We start from the raw sequence: 15,788 nt of genomic DNA on the forward strand, positions 1-15,788 counted from the left end.
GAGGACCAACCTGGTCCGTCAGGGACCGTGGCGGTCCCCACACTTCGGGATGCGAGGGTCTGATTACCCAGCGATGGGGCGGGAAACCATCAAACGGGCGAGGTACGGGTCCGGCCCGTCCAGCGCCCGCCCGAAGACCAGCGGCTCGTCCTCGCACTCGACCAGGTAGACCGGCAGCCACAGGGGGCGTGTCCCGTGCTGCTCGGCCTCCACCGGCTCGACCGGGCCGGTGAAGTCGGCGAGGTCGTCGCGGGCCAGCAGAGCGGCCACCGCGTCGCCGGGCAGCGCCGTCCCGCCGTCCACGAGCTGGAACGCGGTGCCGTCGGAGAGGGTCAGTTCCGGCGCGCGGAGCCAGACGGAGCCGGCCGAGCAGGAATAGGGGACCGGTGCCGCGGTGAAGCCGTCGAAGCGCAGCAGCAGGCGGCGGCCCTGGAACAGCTGATAGCGCCGTCCGTCGGCCAGCGAACGGCGGCCCAGGCCGGTGAGCGTGAGACGGCCCCTGTCGTCCCGGGCCAGGTGCCCGATGCCGGCCAGGAAACGCAACGCGCGGGAGACGATCGCGGGCTCCACACCGAAGAACGTCGCCAGCTCCTCGATGTCGAGAAGGCCGGAGTCGATCGCGCGGGCCAGGTAGCGGTCGAGGACGTCGTAGGGCTGGGACTCGCGTACCGTCGCGACCACCTCGGCCGCCCACATCGGCAGCAGCAGCGGCAGGATCCGCAGCGGGCGCACGTCGGGCAGCGCCTCGACGCGGCGGGTCACCTCACGCAGCGGCAGGTGGGCGCCGTCGCTCACGGCAGGTGCGCCCGGTTGGCCTCGGGTGCGTGCGCCAGCACGTGGTCCAGCACGCTGCCCCGGGCGGCGGTGCCGGCCAGCACCGCGCGGCGGGCCCGGACCAGCGGGACCAGGGCCTCGGCGGTGGTCACCCGGCCGGCGTCCTCGACGACGAGCAGGTCGAAGTCCAGGTCGGCGTGCTCGGGACGGCCGGCGCCGAGGCAGGTGGTGACGACGATGTCGGCGTAGCGCAGCAGCTCGGCGTGCAGCTGCCGGCTCGGGCGGGCGGCCCGCTGCCGCCACTCGCGGATCAGGCCGGCCCGGGCGCGCAGGGTCGGCTCCAGGTCGCCGCAGTGCCCGGCGAAGGCTTCCAGGCCGCGGAGGTCGGCGGTCCAGTGCGGCACCGGGACGACGCCCGTGAGCATGCGGGCCAGCTGGTGCGCGGAGCGCTCGGCGGACTCCAGCGCGCGTTGCGCGGCGAGTTCGGTGAACGGCGTGCGGACGGTGACGCACTGTTTCCGTGCCCGTCGCGCCTCGTCCAGGGTGAGGTTCAGGCGCCGCAGCCGGCCCTTCGCCGGCGACGGCTCACCGAGCCAGGCGCCCAGGTTCTTCGAGGAGCTCTCGGACCTCTCCAGAATCCGTCGCTGGAGCCGGGCGGCGACCGTGGCGAGATGTCCGTCGCGGTCGGTGCGGATCACCGTGGGCCCGTGCGGCAGCCGGGAGACGACGGTGTCGAGCGCGGCGGCGGTGGGCGCGGTGATCAGGATTCGCTCACCGCGCTTCGCGGCGGATCGCACGATCTCCAGGACGGTCTGCGCACGGTTGACGCCGGGTTGCGCTATCAGGCAAAACATATCGGGTACGCGTAAAGCGCGCTGAATCACGTCGGTGCTTGCCGATCTCTCGCCGGGTTCGGCCCACCGCCCCTCGGACAGCAGCGCCAGCAGTCCCGGGCTGGCGCGCAGCCGGACGATCGCGTCCCGCTGGATCCGCGCGTCGAGGCCCGCGGCGTTCCGCGCGACGGCAGCCTCCAGGCTCGCGCAGAAGTCCGCAGGGCCCTCGTCGCGTCCGTCACGGCCCTCGTCGTGTCCGAGATCGACAGAGGTCGACGCCATTCGGCAAAGATACCGGCGCCCGGCTCGAAAGGGCACGATCATGTTCCTATGACCACTCCGTACGCAGACCTCATCCTCACCGGCGGCCCGGTGTTCACCGCCGACCCCGCCCGTGGGCACGCCACCACGGTCGCGGTCCGCGACGGCCGGATCCTCGCCGTCGGCGCCGACCAGGTTCGTGACCTGGCCGGCCCCGGCACCGAGACCGTCGACCTGCGCGGCCGGCTGCTGCTGCCCGGCTTCCAGGACGCCCACGTGCACGCGGTGATGGGCGGGGTGGAGCTCAACCAGTGCGATCTGACCGGGACCACGGATCTCGGCGAGTACCTGTCGCGGGTGCGGGCGTACGCGGACGCGAATCCGGGCGACGGGTGGATCGTGGGCGGCGGCTGGGCCATGGAGGTCTTCCCGGGCGGGGTGCCCGGCCGTGAACTGCTCGACCGGGTCGTGCCGGGGCGTCCCGTCTACCTGGTCAACCGGGACCACCACGGCGCCTGGGTGAACGGCCGCGCCCTGGAGCTCGCGGGCATCACCGCGGAGACCCCCGACCCGCCGGACGGCCGGATCGACCGGGCGGCCGACGGCTCCCCGGCGGGCGGGCTCCAAGAGGGTGCCATGCGGCTCGTGACCGGCCTGCTGCCCGAGGTCACCCCGGCCGACCGGCTCGCCGGGCTGCTGCGGGGACAGGATCTGCTGCACTCGCTGGGCGTGACGGCCTGGCAGGAGGCGATGATGTGCGGGGCCAACGGCTATCCGGACGTGTCGGACGCGTACCTGGCCGCGGCCGTGGACGGAACGCTGACGGCGACCGTCGTCGGGGCGCTCTGGTGGAACCGGGACCTCGGCGCGGAACAGATCGCCGGCCTGCTGGAGAAGCGGGAGCGGTTCACCACCGGGCGGCTGCGCAGCGACAGTGTGAAGCTGATGCTCGACGGGGTGGCGGAGAACTTCACGGCGGCGATGACCGCGCCCTACCTGGACGGGTGCGGGTGCGCCACCACGAACGCCGGGCTGTCGTTCATCGACCCGGAGCGGCTCGGCGGATACGTCACGGAGCTGGACGGGCTCGGGTTCCAGGTGCACTTCCACGCGCTGGGTGACCGGGCGGTGCGCGACGCGCTCGACGCGGTGGCGGCGGCGCGTGCGGCGAACGGCCACCGGGACACCCGGCCGCACCTGGCGCATCTGCAGGTGGTGCACCCGGACGACGTGCCGCGGTTCCGCGAGCTCGGCGCGACGGCGAACCTGCAGGCGTACTGGGCCTCGCACGAACCGCAGATGGACGACCTGACGATCCCGTTCCTCGACCCGGAGCTCGCCGCCCGGCAGTACCCGTTCGGCGACCTGCGGCGGGCCGGCGCCCACCTCGCGGCGGGCAGCGACTGGCCGGTGACGACGCCGGACCCGCTTCAGGCGATCCACGTGGCGGTGAACCGGGTGCATCACGGCAGCGACTACGAGCCGTTCCTGGGTGCGCAGGCGCTGGACCTGGCCACCGCGCTGACCGCGTACACGGCGGGTTCGGCGTACGTGAACCGGCTCGACGACACCGGCACGCTGCGGGCGGGCAACCGGGCGGACCTGGTGGTGCTCGACCGGGACCCGTTCGCGGCACCGCCCGCCGAGATCGGTGAGGCGCGGGTGGCGCTCACCTATGTCGACGGGCGGGTCGTGTACGCGGCTTAGTTCTGCTGCTGCAGCTCTTCGTCGTCCTCGAACTCCTCGTCGTCCTCCACCGGCTCGGCCGCGGCCTGCGCGTGCCGCGGCGGGGCCGCCTCCAGTTCCTCGGCGATCGGCTCCTCATCGAGGACCTCGCCGGTGACCTGCGGTGCGTCCATCCAGAGGGCGCGTAGCTGGCCCTGCATGAACGCGGTCAGCCGTCCCCGGTACTCCCGGTCGAAGTCCTCCAGGGCCTCGATCTGCTGCTGCAGGGCCTCACGCTTGACGCCGAGGCTGCCGACCACGTCGTCGTAGCGCTGCTGAGCCTGGTGCCGCAGCTGCTCGGCACCGGCGACAGCGTCCGCGCCGATCGTCTCGGCCCGCGCGCGGGAGTCGGCCACGATCTTCTCGGCGGTGCGGCGGGCGTCCTCCGCGTGCGCCTGCGCGTCCCGGGCCATCTGCTCGGCCGCGGCGCGCGCCTCGGCGAGGACCCGGTCGGCCTCACGCCGGACGTTGTTGGCGTGGGCCTGGGCGTCGCGGGCGATCTGCTCCGCCGCCGCCAGGGCGTCGGTACGAATCTTGTCCGCGTGGTGCTGGGCGCTCGCGACGTGCTCCTCGGCGGTGCGCTGAGCCAGCGCGAGCACCTGAAGAGCCTGGTTCGGAAGGCCGGGGTTGGGCGCGATCACAGCATGCTCCGAGGTCTCACCATTCGTCCCATTGAGCAGCACTTCGACACGATCCTTCACTGGTTGCCAGTCTTGCTTACGCACCGGTCTCATCGGTGCCGCTCCGGCATTCTTCTGCCGGTGCGCAGCGCATGATCGGCGGATGCTACCAAGCCGTTGCGGACTGTTGCGAGAGATCCTCAGTAAACGAACGGGCACACCAAGCAGCCGTTTCGGCCGTTGAGGACAAAAAGTACATCTAGCCCATTAAGCTCGATTTGTACCTGCCCTACGCCCCTCGAGGATTTTCCATGGGATGTCGCCGATCACTGGCCCTGCTGACCGTCCTGGTGCTCACCGCCGTGTCCTACCCGGGGAGTGCCTCGGCGGCCGTCGTGTCCCCGTACGAGGTGGCCGTCTGGACCATGGACGAAGCACCCGGCTCCACCCGCATGATCGACAGCAGCGGCCGCGGGCATCACGGCCGGATCGGCAGCGAGGTCGGGCTGCACTCCAGCGGGTACCGCTTCGAACGGCTCGAACCGGACACCCCGCCGACCCATCCGCAGCATCTGGTCGTGGTGCCGCACAGCGACGCGCTCAACCCGGGCAGCCGGAACTTCTCGGTGACGGTGCGGCTGCGTACCACCAACAAGTTCGGCAACATCATCCAGAAGGGCCAGGCGACTGTTGCCGGCGGCAGTTTCAAGCTGCAGATCCCCAACGGCCGGGTGGAGTGTACGTATCGGGGCAGCAAGGGGACGATGGAGCTGTTCGCGCCGTACCGGATCAATGACGGGGTCTGGCATGTGGTCCGGTGTGTTCGGGTGAGCAGTGGGATCGCGATGTTCATTGACGGGCGGCAGGTGGCTTCTCGGGCGGGGTGGACCGGGCCGATCGCCAATACGTGGCCTGTGTCCATCGGGGGGAAGCTGGATTGTGATCAGCGTGAGGTGGGGTGTGACTACTACGCGGGGGATCTGGACTACATCCTGATCGAGGCTGTGGATCCGCGTTGGTAGAACGAACGTTCTCTCTTTCGTTCTCCCTCTCTTCGAGAGGGAGAACGTTCGTTCTCGCGGCGCGAGGGCAAGAAGCGGGTCCGCGGGCGGGCTCTGCGTTCGGCCTCTCTGCCTTCGTTCTCTCTGCCTTCGGCAGAGAGAACGTTCGTTCTCGGAGGTAGAACGTTCCTTCTCGCAGAGAGAACGTTCGTTCTGACAGAGAGAACGTTCGTTCTCGCGGCGGCGGTGCCACAGCCTGGCGCCGCCGCTTGCCGTTTCGGCGCCGGCCGGCAGGGAGTCCGGCTTCAGCGCCCGCAAACCTGTCTCAGCGCCATCTGGACGGTGCGGGCCGGCACTGAGGCGAGTTGGCAAGGCGTTCAACGCTGCCTCAGTGCCAGCCGGTGGGGGATGCGGGGACGGGCTGCCCGGTCCGGCGAGGCCGGACCGGGCAAGAGGGGTTACGGGGTCCAGCGGATGTTGGGGTTCACTCGGCCGGTCCAGTCGAAGACGGCCATGTTGTCCCAGCCGTCGCCGGTGCCGTTGATGTTGGCGGGATCCCAGCCGTTGCCCTTGATGGCGTACCAGGTGGGTTCCCAGTAGAAGACGCCGACGGCGCCGGCGTTGCGAGCGGTGTTCTGGACCCAGCTGAACTGTTGCGCCTGCCCGGCCCAGCTGGAGGGGATGTTGTCGCAGAGGACGGTTCCGGGGATGGAGTTCGCGGTGCTGTCGGCGTCGGCCGAGGTGAACTGGTAGGCGGTCTCGGCGATGACGACCGGCTTGCCGTACCGATTGCGCATGTCGGTGATGACGTTGTAGAGGTTGGCCAGGGTGCCGTGCCACATGCAGTAGTAGGACAGCGCCGTGATGTCCCAGGTGACCCCGGCCGCCCGGATGCCGTCGTAGAACCAGCGGGCGTTGGTCATGCTGTCCGCGTCGGCGGTGTGGATCAGCACCTGGGTGCCGCTGTTGCACGCCTTGGTCGCGTTGTAGCCCTGCTTGAGCAGCGACGCGAGCGGGGCGAAGTTGCTGTTCACGACCTGGCCGCGGGGCCAGAGCATGCCGACGTTGATCTCGTTGCCGATCTGGACGCTGTCCGGGGTGGTGCCCTGGGACTTCAGGGCGGTGCATACGTCGTACGTGTAGTTGTAGACGTCGCTCTGCAGCTGCGTGAGCGAGTGTGAGGCCCAGGCCGCGGGCGGGTACTGCTTGCCCGGGTCGGCCCAGGTGTCCGAGTAGTGGAAGTCGATCATCAGTTTGAGGCCCTTGGCCTTGATCGCTCTGGCCTGTTGCAGGACCTTGGCCTTGTTGTTGTAGCCGCTGGCCGGGTTGTTCCAGATGCGCAGCCGGGCGTAGTTGACGCCGGCCGTCTTGAGGATGTCGTACGGGTCGGCCTGTGCTCCGGAGGCGTTGTAGTACTTGCCGCCGAGGTCGAGCGTGCGCTGCAGCGTCGACACGTCGGCGCCGAGCATGGTGAGGGAGGCGGCTTGTGCGGGGGCGGGGGTGATCGCGACGGTGACGGCCAGGACGGCGGTCGTCACCAGGGCGCGCAGGGACGGTTTCATGGCGCTCCTCGGTGAGAAGGGGGGATTAGCGCTGCCAGCGGATGTAGGGGTTGATCCGGCCCGAGTCGTCGAAGGTCGCCATGTTCTCCCAGGCGTTGCCCGACGTCTCGATGTTCTCGGTGTCCCAGCCGTTGCCGTCGATCGCGGTCCACGTGGGCTCCCAGTAGAAGACGCCCAGCGCACCCGCCTCGCGGGCGACCTGCTGCACCTGGTTGAACTGCTGGGCCTGGCCCAGGGGAGTGGCCGGGATCCCGTCGCACGGTGCGTCCGAGGTGATGATGTTCTCGAGGTGGTCGAAGTTCTCGGTGGTCCAGGGGTAGGCGGTCTCGGCGATCACTGTCGGTTTGCCGTACCGGTCGCGGACGTCGGTGAGGGCCGTGCGCAGGTTGTCCAGGCTGCCGTGCCACATGCAGTAGTAGGAGAGCGCGGTGATGTCCCACTTGACGCCCTGCGCGGTGATCCCGTCGTAGAACCAGTGCGCCGCGTCGATGTTGCCGGCCAGCGCAGTGTGGATCATGACCGTGGTGGAGCGGTTACAGGCCTTCGTGGCGTCATATCCCGCATTAAGCAGCTGTGAAAGCGGATAAAAGTCGCTATTGGCGACATATCCGACCGGCCACAGCATCCCGACGTTGATCTCGTTGCCGACCTGGATGCTGTCGGGCGTGGTGCCCTGCCTCTTCAAAGAAGAGCAGACATCGTACGTGTAGTCGTACACGTCCGACGTCAGCTGCGTGAGCGAGTGGCCCTCCCAGGCGGCCGGCGTGAACTGCTTGCCGGGGTCCGCCCAGGTGTCCGAGTAGTGGAAGTCGATCAGCAGTTTGAGGCCGGCCTTCTTGATCGCCCTGGCCTGCCGGAGCACCGCGTCCTTGTTCGAGTATCCGCTGGTCGGGTCGTTCCAGATCCGCAGCCGGGCGTAGTTGACTCCGGCCCGCTGGAGGATCTCGTAGGGGTTGTCGCGCTTACCTCGTACGTCATAGAACTTGGCGCCCAGCTCCTGAGCGCGCAGAAGCGTGGAGACGTCCGCGCCGCGCATGGAGAGTGGCGAGGGTTTGTGAGCTGAGGCCGGGACTGGGGAGAGGGTCACCGCGAGAACTGCGGCAACGAGGACGGACAGCTTTTTCATGACGCTCCTTTGTGGACAACAAGGGACGAAATGAGGGGCCTTCAGAGCGGAGGTGCTCAGGCTGGGGAGGAGGAGCGGATCACCAGGCTGGTGGGCACGGTGATGGAAAGGGGCGTACGCCCCGCGATCACATCGGTGAGGAGACGGACCATCTCCTCGCTGATGCGCATCAGTGGATGCCGCACGGTGGTGAGCGGCGGTTCGGTGGTGGCGGCCAGCCCCGAGTCGTCGAACCCGACGACTCTGACGTCGGACGGGACGTCCCGCCCGGCCTCGCGCAGCACCGGCAGCGCGGCGGCGGCCATCGCGTCGGAGGCGGCGAAGACGGCGTCCACCTCCGGAACCCGGTCGAGCAGCGTACGCATCCCGGCCGCGCCGCTCTCCCGGCTCCAGTCACCGTGCACCACGTACGCGGGATCGACCGCGATGCCGGCGAGGGCCAGCGCGTCGGAGTAGCCGCGCAGACGGAACACGCCGCCGAACGTGTCCTGCGGCCCGGTGATCGTGGCGATCCGCCGGCACCCGGCCGCGAGCAGGTGCTCGACCGCGCTCCGGGCACCGCCCCAGTCGTCGGCCGACACCGAGCTGATCGTGTCCTCGAAGCCGAGGACCTGGCCGCAGGCCACGATCGGGACCTCGGCCTGGACCAGTTGCCGCAGCAGCGGGTCGCCCGAGTGCGGTGACACCAGCAGCACGCCGTCGACGTGGCCGCCGGCCAGGTACGCGATGGTCCGGCTGCGCTCCTCCGGTGTCGACGCGATCATCAGGATCAGCGTCAGCTGCCGGTCGGAGAGCGCCTGCGCCACGCCGCGCAGCAGCACCGAGAAGTTCGGGTCCTCGAAGAGCAGGTGCTGCGGCTCGGTCAGCAGGAACGCGATCGACCCCGACCGGCCGGTCGCCAGCGAGCGAGCGTGCTGGTTGGCGGTGTAACCGGTGCGGGCGATGGCGTCGCGGACGGCGCGGACGGCCTCGGGGCTGACCCAGTCACGCCCGTTGAGCACCCTCGACACCGTCGCGTAGGACACCCCGGCCTCGCGAGCGACGTCGCGGATGGTGGGGCGTTTGCGCGACACGTTCGGGATCATAGTCACGCCTTCACGCCGCCGGCGGCCAGGTCGACCTGCCAGTAGCGCTGCAGGGCGAGGAACAGGGCGACGAGCGGGATGATCGAGATCAGCGCACCGGTGATCACCGACGTGTACATCGCCGGCTGGTTGGCGCCCTGGTTGAGCAGCCCGTTGAGGCCGACCGTGATCGGGTACAGCTTGTCGTTGCCCAGCATGATGTACGGCAGCATGAAGTTGTTCCAGATCGCTACGAACTGGAAGAGGAAGACGGTGACCAGGCCGGTCCGCATCATCGGCATCACCACCCGGGCGAAGGTGCGCCAGTCGCCGGCCCCGTCGATGCGGGACGCCTCCAGGATCTCGGTGGGCACCGACGCGGCCGCGAAGATCCGGGCCAGGTAGATGCCGTACGGGCTGATGAAGCTGGGCAGCAGCACCGCCCAGTAGGTGTTGGTCATGCCGACCTTGGCCAGCAGCAGGTACTGCGGGATGGCCAGGATGACGCCGGGTACCAGGACGCCGGCCAGGATCACGTTGAAGACGAGACTCTTGCCGCGGAACTCGAACTTGGCCAGCGCGTACCCGGCCATCGCCGAGATGAAGGTGGAGGCGGCGGCACCGACCCCGGCGTACAGGGCGGTGTTGGCCATCCATCGCCAGTACAGGCCCTCGCGGTAACCGGCCAGCTCGACGATGTTGTCGAGCAGGTGGGTGCTGGGCGACAGGGTGAAGGTGCTGAACAACTCGCCCGCGCTCTTGGTCGAGGCGATCAGCACCCAGAGGACCGGCAGCAGGCAGTACGCCGCGCCCAGGAGCAGCAGCGTGGTGGCGAGCGGGGAGCGCTTCATTCAGTCCTCCTGGTTGAAGGCTCGGCGGCCCACGAGCTTCAGGAAGCCGAAGGACAGGATGAACGTGGCGAGGGCGATGATCACCGAGGTGGCGGCAGCCGCGTAGATGTCGTTGCGGGTGAACGCGTCCCGGTAGACCTTCATGAGCGGCGTCCATGTCGTCGAGATGGTGTTCGCGAGCGGCCGCAGCGTCATCGGCTCGGCGAAGACCTGCAGCGTGGCGATCAGCGAGAAGACGAACGTCATGACGAGCGACGGCATCACGATCGGGATCTTGATGCGCCAGGCGATCGCGGTCTCCGAGGCGCCGTCGATGCGGGCCGACTCGTACAGGCTGGTCGGAACGGCCCGCAGCGCCGTGTAGATGACGATCATGTTGAAGCCGACGCCGCCCCAGACCGCGATGTTCGCGACGGCCCAGAGCGTCAGGTCGTTGGAGAGCAGGTTCGGCGCCGGCAGGCCGAGCGCCTCGAGCGCGTCGTTGAACGGGCTGACCCGGGGAAGGTAGAGGAAGCCCCAGAGCAGGGAGGCGACGACGGCGGGTACCGCGTACGGTAAAAAGATCGAAATTCGGGCGAACTTGCCGATCGACTCCCGTGTCCGGTTCGCGTCCAGCAGCAACGCCATCAGCAGAGCCAGCCCGAGCATGGTCGGCACGACGATCAGGCCGTAGGCGCCGACCCGCAGCACGCTCGGCAGGAACTCCGGATCGGTGAGCGACCGGGCGTAGTTGCTGAGCCCCGCCCACACCTCGGTGCGGGACTTCGCGCCGAGACCCAGCCCGCTGACCTGGACCTTACGTAGGCTCAGGTAACCGGCGTAGACGATCGGCGCGGCCAGGAAGAGTACGAAGAGCACGATGGCCGGGGCCAGGAACATCCAGGGTGTGCCGCTGCGCCGGGGTGCCGGCCGGGACTGTGCCGCCGGAGCCTGCGCGGTGGCGGTGGTTCTGCGAGCTGGGGTGATCAGCGACATCGCCGAAGCCTTCCTGTATCAGTCCCGGGCGGGACGGAACCCGCCCGGGACTCGAAGCGTCATCCGGCGACGGTGAAACCGGTGTTCTTCAGGTCGTCGACCGTCGTCTGCTGCATGGTGGCCAGACCCTCGGTGAAGGCGGTGGCCTTCTTCGACTCGGCGGCCTTGCCGAAGGCGTCGTTGAACGCGTTGTACGCGACGTTGACGTTCGGGCCGTACGTGAACGGCTTGGTGACCTTCGCGGCCTCACCGGCGATCGTGTAGAAGTCCGGCTGGTCCGAGAAGAACGCGGGCGGCGAGGTCAGCACGCTCGCGGCGTCGTTGGCAGCGGGGTAGACGTTGGCCGTGCCGGCCAGCAGCTTCAGCGCCTCCGGGTCGGTGTTCAGCCAGGTGGCGAACTGGGCGGCCTGCTTCTTGTACTTGGACTGGGTCGTCACGCTGGTGGCCGAACCGCCCCAGTTACCGGTCGCGGGCGCCGCGACGTCCCACTGCGGCATCGTGGCGGCCTTCCACTTGCCCTTGGTGTCCTTGGCGCTGCCCTCGAGCACGCCCGGCGCCCACACCGCGCTGACCCAGCCGACCTGGGTGCCGTCGTTGAGCGCGGCGTTCCACTCCGGCGTGTACATCGGCTTGTTGTCGATGACGCCCTTCTCCACGAGCCCGCCCCAGTACGCGGCGACCTTCTGGGTGTTCGGCTCGTTGATGTTGACGCTCCACGCGTCGCCCTTCACGCCCCACCAGGACCCGCCGGCCTGCTGGGCGAGACCGGCGAACAGGCCCGGGTCGTTGGACGAGAACGTGCCGAGGTACTGCTTCGGGTTCGCCTTGTGGATCTTCTCGGCGGCCGCCGCGTAGTCGTCCCAGGTCTTCGGGGCCTGCAGGCCGTTCTTGTCGAACACGTCGGAGCGGTAGAAGAACATCAGCGGGCCGGAGTCCTGCGGCACGCCGTAGACGGCCTCCGAGCCGAGCGTGACGCCGCTCCAGGCACCCTCCGGGAACTTGTCCTTGACCGAGCCGACCTCGGCGGCGATGTCGACGATCGCGTCGGACGAGACCAGAGTGGGGATCTTCTGGTACTCGGCCTGCATGATGTCGGGCGCGCCGCTGCCGGCCTTGATCGCGGTGAGCAGCTTGGTGACGGCCGGGTCGCCGCCGTCCTGCTTGTTGACGGTCACCTGGATGTTCGGGTTCTTGGCGTTCCAGGCCGCGACGACCTTGTCCATGTTCGGCGCCCAGCTCCAGTAGGTCAGGGCGACCGGTCCGGTCGGTTCCTCCTGCTGGGTGGACGAGTCGGAGTCAGAGCTGGAGCAGGCGGTGACGGCGAACAAAGTCAATGCGGCCACAAGTGGGGCGAATTTTGTCTTCATCGATCCTCCTTGATCGGCTTCGGCCGGGGGACGGAAAGCCGTGGGGGAGGCCGCCGGAAGGCATTCACCTCGGTCGGCCCCTGTGACCGGTTACAGTGCTGCTGTTACGGCGATGTGTCAAGCCCTTGCATCCCACCCGTTACGCCTGTGTATCGTTCGGGCTCGCCGGGCTGTGACCGGTTACAGTCAAGTTGCAAGGAGCTGATCCCATGCCGCTCTCCGTTCGCCACCAACCCTGGGCGACGCCGCTGCTCCGGCCGCGGATGAGCAACGAGGAGGACGCGCGGCCGGGGCTCTCGCTGACGAACCGTTTCCTGATCCGCGACGGCCGCCCGGTCGTGCCGGTCTCCGGCGAGATGCACTACAGCCGGGTGCCTCGGCACCGGTGGGCGGAGCGCCTGCGGCAGATGAAGGCGGGCGGCGTCACGGTGGTGGCCAGCTACATCTTCTGGCTGCACCACTCGCCGCGCCGGGGCGAGGTGCGCTTCGACGGCAACCTGGACGTGGCCGCGTTCGTCGACCTGGCGGTCGAGACCGGACTCGACGTCGTGCTCCGGATCGGCCCGTGGTGTCACGGGGAGTCCCGCAACGGCGGCTTCCCCGACTGGGTCCAGCAGGCAGAAGTCCGTCACCGCACCGACGACCCGGCGTATCTCGGCCTCGTCGCGGAGTGGTTCCGGCAAATCGGACAAGAGCTGCACAACGTCGACAAGGTCATCGGCATCCAGCTGGAGAACGAACTCTACGACCAGCCCCAGCACCTGGTCACCCTCAAGAAGCTGGCTCGCGAGGCGGGGCTGAATGCACCCCTCTGGACCGCCACCGCCTGGGGCGGCGCCGACCTCCCCGAGGACGAGGTGCTGCCCCTCTACGGCGGTTACGGCGACGGCTTCTGGGTCGACGCCGACGCCCCGTGGGACCCGACCTTCCGCGACCACTACTTCTTCTCGCACGTCTGGGACGACGCGGGCATCGGCGCCGACGTGCGGCGCGCCCAGGCCATCGAGGCGGCGACCGGCGGCCCGCGCACCCCGTCCGAGCTGTTCCCGCCGGCGACGTGCGAGCTGGGCGGGGGCATGGCCACGGCGTACCACCGCCGGCCCCGGCCCGAGGCCCTCGACGTCGCCGCCATCGCCCACTGCAAGATCGGCAACGGGTCGGCCTGGCAGGGCTACTACATGTACACCGGCGGCACCAACCCCGGCCCGGACATGCAGGAGTCACACGCCACCGGCTATCCCAACGACATGCCGCGCCTCGGCTACGACTTCCACGCCCCGATCGGCGAGGCCGGGACCCTGGCGGCGAGTCACGCCGCGCTGCGCCGCCAGCACGCGTTCCTCGCCGCGTTCGGCGACCGGCTCGCCCGGATGCCGTCCAGCCTGCCCGACGTGCGCCCCAGCGGCGTCGAGGACGACACGACCCTTCGGTGGGCGCTGCGCAGCGACGGGGAGAGCGGTTTCGTCTTCCTCTCCTGGCACCAGCCGCATTTCCCGCTCCCGGTCTACCGCGGCGCCCGCTTCCGGGTCACCCTCGGCGACACCGAGATCGAGTTCCCGTCGAAGCCCGTCGACATCCCGCCCGGCACCCTCGCGCGCTGGCCGGTCAACCTCACCGCCGGCGGCGTCCGGATCGCCTGGGCCACCGCCACCGCGCTGACCCTGCTGCCGGGTGCGGTGCCCACGGTGGTGCTGGTCGCCGACGCGGGCATCGCGCCCGAGCTGGCGGTGGTCATCGACGGCGAGATCCAGGCGCAGGAGATCACTCCCGGTCTGACGCCGATCCGGCTGGGCACCGACACGGGCGTCGTCGACGTGCTCGTCCTCCCGGCCGAGGCGGCCGGTTCGGCCTGGGTCGCGGAGGACGGCGGCCGCCGGCTTCTGATCAGCGAGCACGAGCTTCAGTGGGACGCTTCCGGCCAGGTGACGGTCAAGGCCGTTTCAGATGCGAGCGTACGGGCATACGACATCTCCACCAGGTCTTTCCACCCGCTGGCCGTGGCGCCCACGGCTCAGCCGGGGACCGTGACCGTACCCGCCACGCCGGTACGCCCGGCGGCGGTCACGGTCCCCGTCACCTACGGCAAGCACGACGGCCGCCCGTCCGCCCCCGTGCCCGACCTCTTCGACGAACTGGCCGCGGTCTACCGGCTCGACCTGCCCGCCGACGCCGCCGACCCGGACCGCGACCCGCTGCTGCGGATCTTCTGGGCCGGTGACGCCGGCGAGCTGCGCATCGACGGCACCACCGTCACCGACCGGTTCTGGGACGGTTCACGCTGGACGGTCAACCTGATCGACGCGGGCTACCGCCCCGGCGCCGAGGTCACCCTGCACCTGCTGCCGCTGGCCGCGGGCTCCCCGGTCCACCTGCCCCCGGAGGCGCACGAGCGCCTGGCCGCGGTCGACAACCAGCTGCTCGCCGTCGACCGCGTCGAACTGGTGTACCGCGCGATCGCCACCGAACCGCCCCCCGAACACCGGGTCCGCAAGACCGTCCGCACCATGGCCGACGGACGGGAGATCATCTACTTCGACGACACGGAGCCCTACGTCTCCCGCGACGCCGTCGACACCCGCCCCCTCCCGCCCGCCGAGGACGTGCTGCGCGGCGGCGCCCAGGTCCGCTACGACCCGCTGACCGGCGAGTGGATCGCCATGGCCTCGCACCGCAACGACCGCACCTTCCTGCCACCCGCCGACCAGGACCCGCTCGCACCCACCACACCGGGCGGGTTCCCCACCGAGATCGCCGAGGCCGACTACGACGTGGTCGTCTTCGAGAACCGCTTCCCCGCCTTCTCCCCACGCAACGGCGGCGCTGACTCCCTGGTCGACGACGACCCTCTGTGGCCGGCGCGACCCGCCACCGGGCGTACCGAAGTGGTCTGCTTCTCCTCGGCCCCGCAGGGGTCCTTCGGCAGCCTGACCCCCCACCGCGCCCGCACCGTCATCGAAGCCTGGGCCGACCGCACAGCCGAACTGGGCAGACAACCCGGCGTCGAACACGTCTTCATCTTCGAGAACCGGGGCCGCGAGATCGGCGTGACCCTGCCCCACCCGCACGGCCAGATCTACGCCTTCCCGTTCATCCCCCCGAAGACCGCCCGCATGCTGGAGATGGCCCGCCACCACCGGGAGACCACCGGCCGCAACCTGTTCCGCGACATCCTCGAAGCCGAACGCCGAGCCACCACCCGCGTGGTCACCTCCTCCGCACACTGGACCGCCTACGTCCCGGCCGCGGCCCGCTGGCCGGTCGAGGTCCACCTCGCCCCGCACCGCGACGTGGCCGACCTGGCCGAACTGACCGCCCCGGAACGAGACGACCTGGCCCGCGTCTACCTCGACGTCCTGGGCCGCCTGGACCGCTTCTTCCCGGGCCCCGACCCCCTGCCCTACATCGCCGGCGTCCACCAGGCCCCGGTCCACTCCGGCCGCGACCTGTTCCGCCTGCACCTGCAGGTCTTCTCGGTGCTGCGAGCCCCCGGCAAGCTGAAATATCTGGCCGGCGTCGAATCCGCGATGGCCGCCTGGATCAGCGACACCACCCCGGAGAAGACCGCCGCCCGCCTGCGCGACGTCGGCTGAACCCCGTGTGTGGATTTAGGGTGCGCAGCGCACCCCAAA

At 69.7% G+C, this 15,788-nt stretch carries 12 protein-coding genes; 3 read left to right on the plus strand and 9 right to left on the minus strand.

Annotated elements, in window-relative coordinates; translation table 11 throughout:
• Positions 1–63 precede the first annotated feature (63 nt).
• Entirely contained in the window at positions 64–795 is a 732-nt protein-coding gene (locus tag AB0M02_RS12470) for a hypothetical protein (RefSeq protein WP_364225144.1), read from the minus strand.
• Complete coding sequence (locus tag AB0M02_RS12475) at positions 792–1,889, minus strand: AAA domain-containing protein (protein ID WP_364225147.1); 1,098 nt, start codon at positions 1,887–1,889, stop codon at positions 792–794. The genes AB0M02_RS12470 and AB0M02_RS12475 overlap by 4 nt, the downstream gene beginning before the upstream one ends.
• 48 nt (positions 1,890–1,937) lie before the next feature.
• Between AB0M02_RS12475 and AB0M02_RS12480 the strand changes: the two genes are divergently transcribed.
• Positions 1,938–3,575: an amidohydrolase gene (locus AB0M02_RS12480; protein WP_364225149.1), complete on the plus strand. Its 1,638-nt coding sequence runs from the start codon at positions 1,938–1,940 to the stop codon at positions 3,573–3,575.
• Here the strand turns inward: AB0M02_RS12480 and AB0M02_RS12485 are convergent.
• Positions 3,572–4,234, minus strand: a complete 663-nt coding sequence (locus AB0M02_RS12485) for a hypothetical protein (protein ID WP_364225151.1) — start codon at positions 4,232–4,234, stop codon at positions 3,572–3,574. The genes AB0M02_RS12480 and AB0M02_RS12485 overlap by 4 nt on opposite strands.
• A gap of 290 nt (positions 4,235–4,524) precedes the next feature.
• Between AB0M02_RS12485 and AB0M02_RS12490 the strand changes: the two genes are divergently transcribed.
• Positions 4,525–5,235: a laminin G domain-containing protein gene (locus tag AB0M02_RS12490; RefSeq protein WP_364225154.1), complete on the plus strand. Its 711-nt coding sequence runs from the start codon at positions 4,525–4,527 to the stop codon at positions 5,233–5,235.
• Between the two features lie 437 nt (positions 5,236–5,672).
• On the opposite strand, the gene AB0M02_RS12495 is transcribed toward AB0M02_RS12490, so the two are convergent.
• The 6 genes from AB0M02_RS12495 to AB0M02_RS12520 are packed head-to-tail and all read right to left on the minus strand — an operon-like array spanning position 5,673 to position 12,159.
• Entirely contained in the window at positions 5,673–6,776 is a 1,104-nt protein-coding gene (locus AB0M02_RS12495; protein ID WP_364225156.1) for a glycosyl hydrolase 53 family protein, read from the minus strand.
• Between the two features lie 25 nt (positions 6,777–6,801).
• A complete protein-coding gene (locus AB0M02_RS12500) occupies positions 6,802–7,902 on the minus strand; it encodes a glycosyl hydrolase 53 family protein (RefSeq protein ID WP_364225159.1) in 1,101 nt (366 codons plus the stop codon).
• Between the two features lie 56 nt (positions 7,903–7,958).
• Positions 7,959–8,975, minus strand: a complete 1,017-nt coding sequence (locus AB0M02_RS12505) for a LacI family DNA-binding transcriptional regulator (protein WP_364225162.1) — start codon at positions 8,973–8,975, stop codon at positions 7,959–7,961.
• A 14-nt stretch (positions 8,976–8,989) separates the two neighbouring features.
• The gene (locus tag AB0M02_RS12510) at positions 8,990–9,817 is read right to left on the minus strand and encodes a carbohydrate ABC transporter permease (protein WP_364225164.1); all 828 of its coding nucleotides are present in this window, start codon (positions 9,815–9,817) and stop codon (positions 8,990–8,992) included.
• A complete protein-coding gene (locus AB0M02_RS12515; RefSeq protein WP_364225166.1) occupies positions 9,818–10,792 on the minus strand; it encodes a sugar ABC transporter permease in 975 nt (324 codons plus the stop codon).
• 59 nt (positions 10,793–10,851) lie between these two features.
• The gene (locus AB0M02_RS12520; protein ID WP_364225169.1) at positions 10,852–12,159 is read right to left on the minus strand and encodes an extracellular solute-binding protein; all 1,308 of its coding nucleotides are present in this window, start codon (positions 12,157–12,159) and stop codon (positions 10,852–10,854) included.
• A 209-nt stretch (positions 12,160–12,368) separates the two neighbouring features.
• On the opposite strand from AB0M02_RS12520, the gene galT reads away from it, so the two are divergent.
• A complete protein-coding gene (gene galT, locus AB0M02_RS12525) occupies positions 12,369–15,749 on the plus strand; it encodes a galactose-1-phosphate uridylyltransferase (protein ID WP_364225172.1) in 3,381 nt (1,126 codons plus the stop codon).
• Positions 15,750–15,788: the final 39 nt, after the last annotated feature.

The organism is Actinoplanes sp. NPDC051861 (assembly GCF_040681145.1).
Taxonomy (GTDB): Bacteria; Actinomycetota; Actinomycetes; order Mycobacteriales; family Micromonosporaceae; genus Actinoplanes.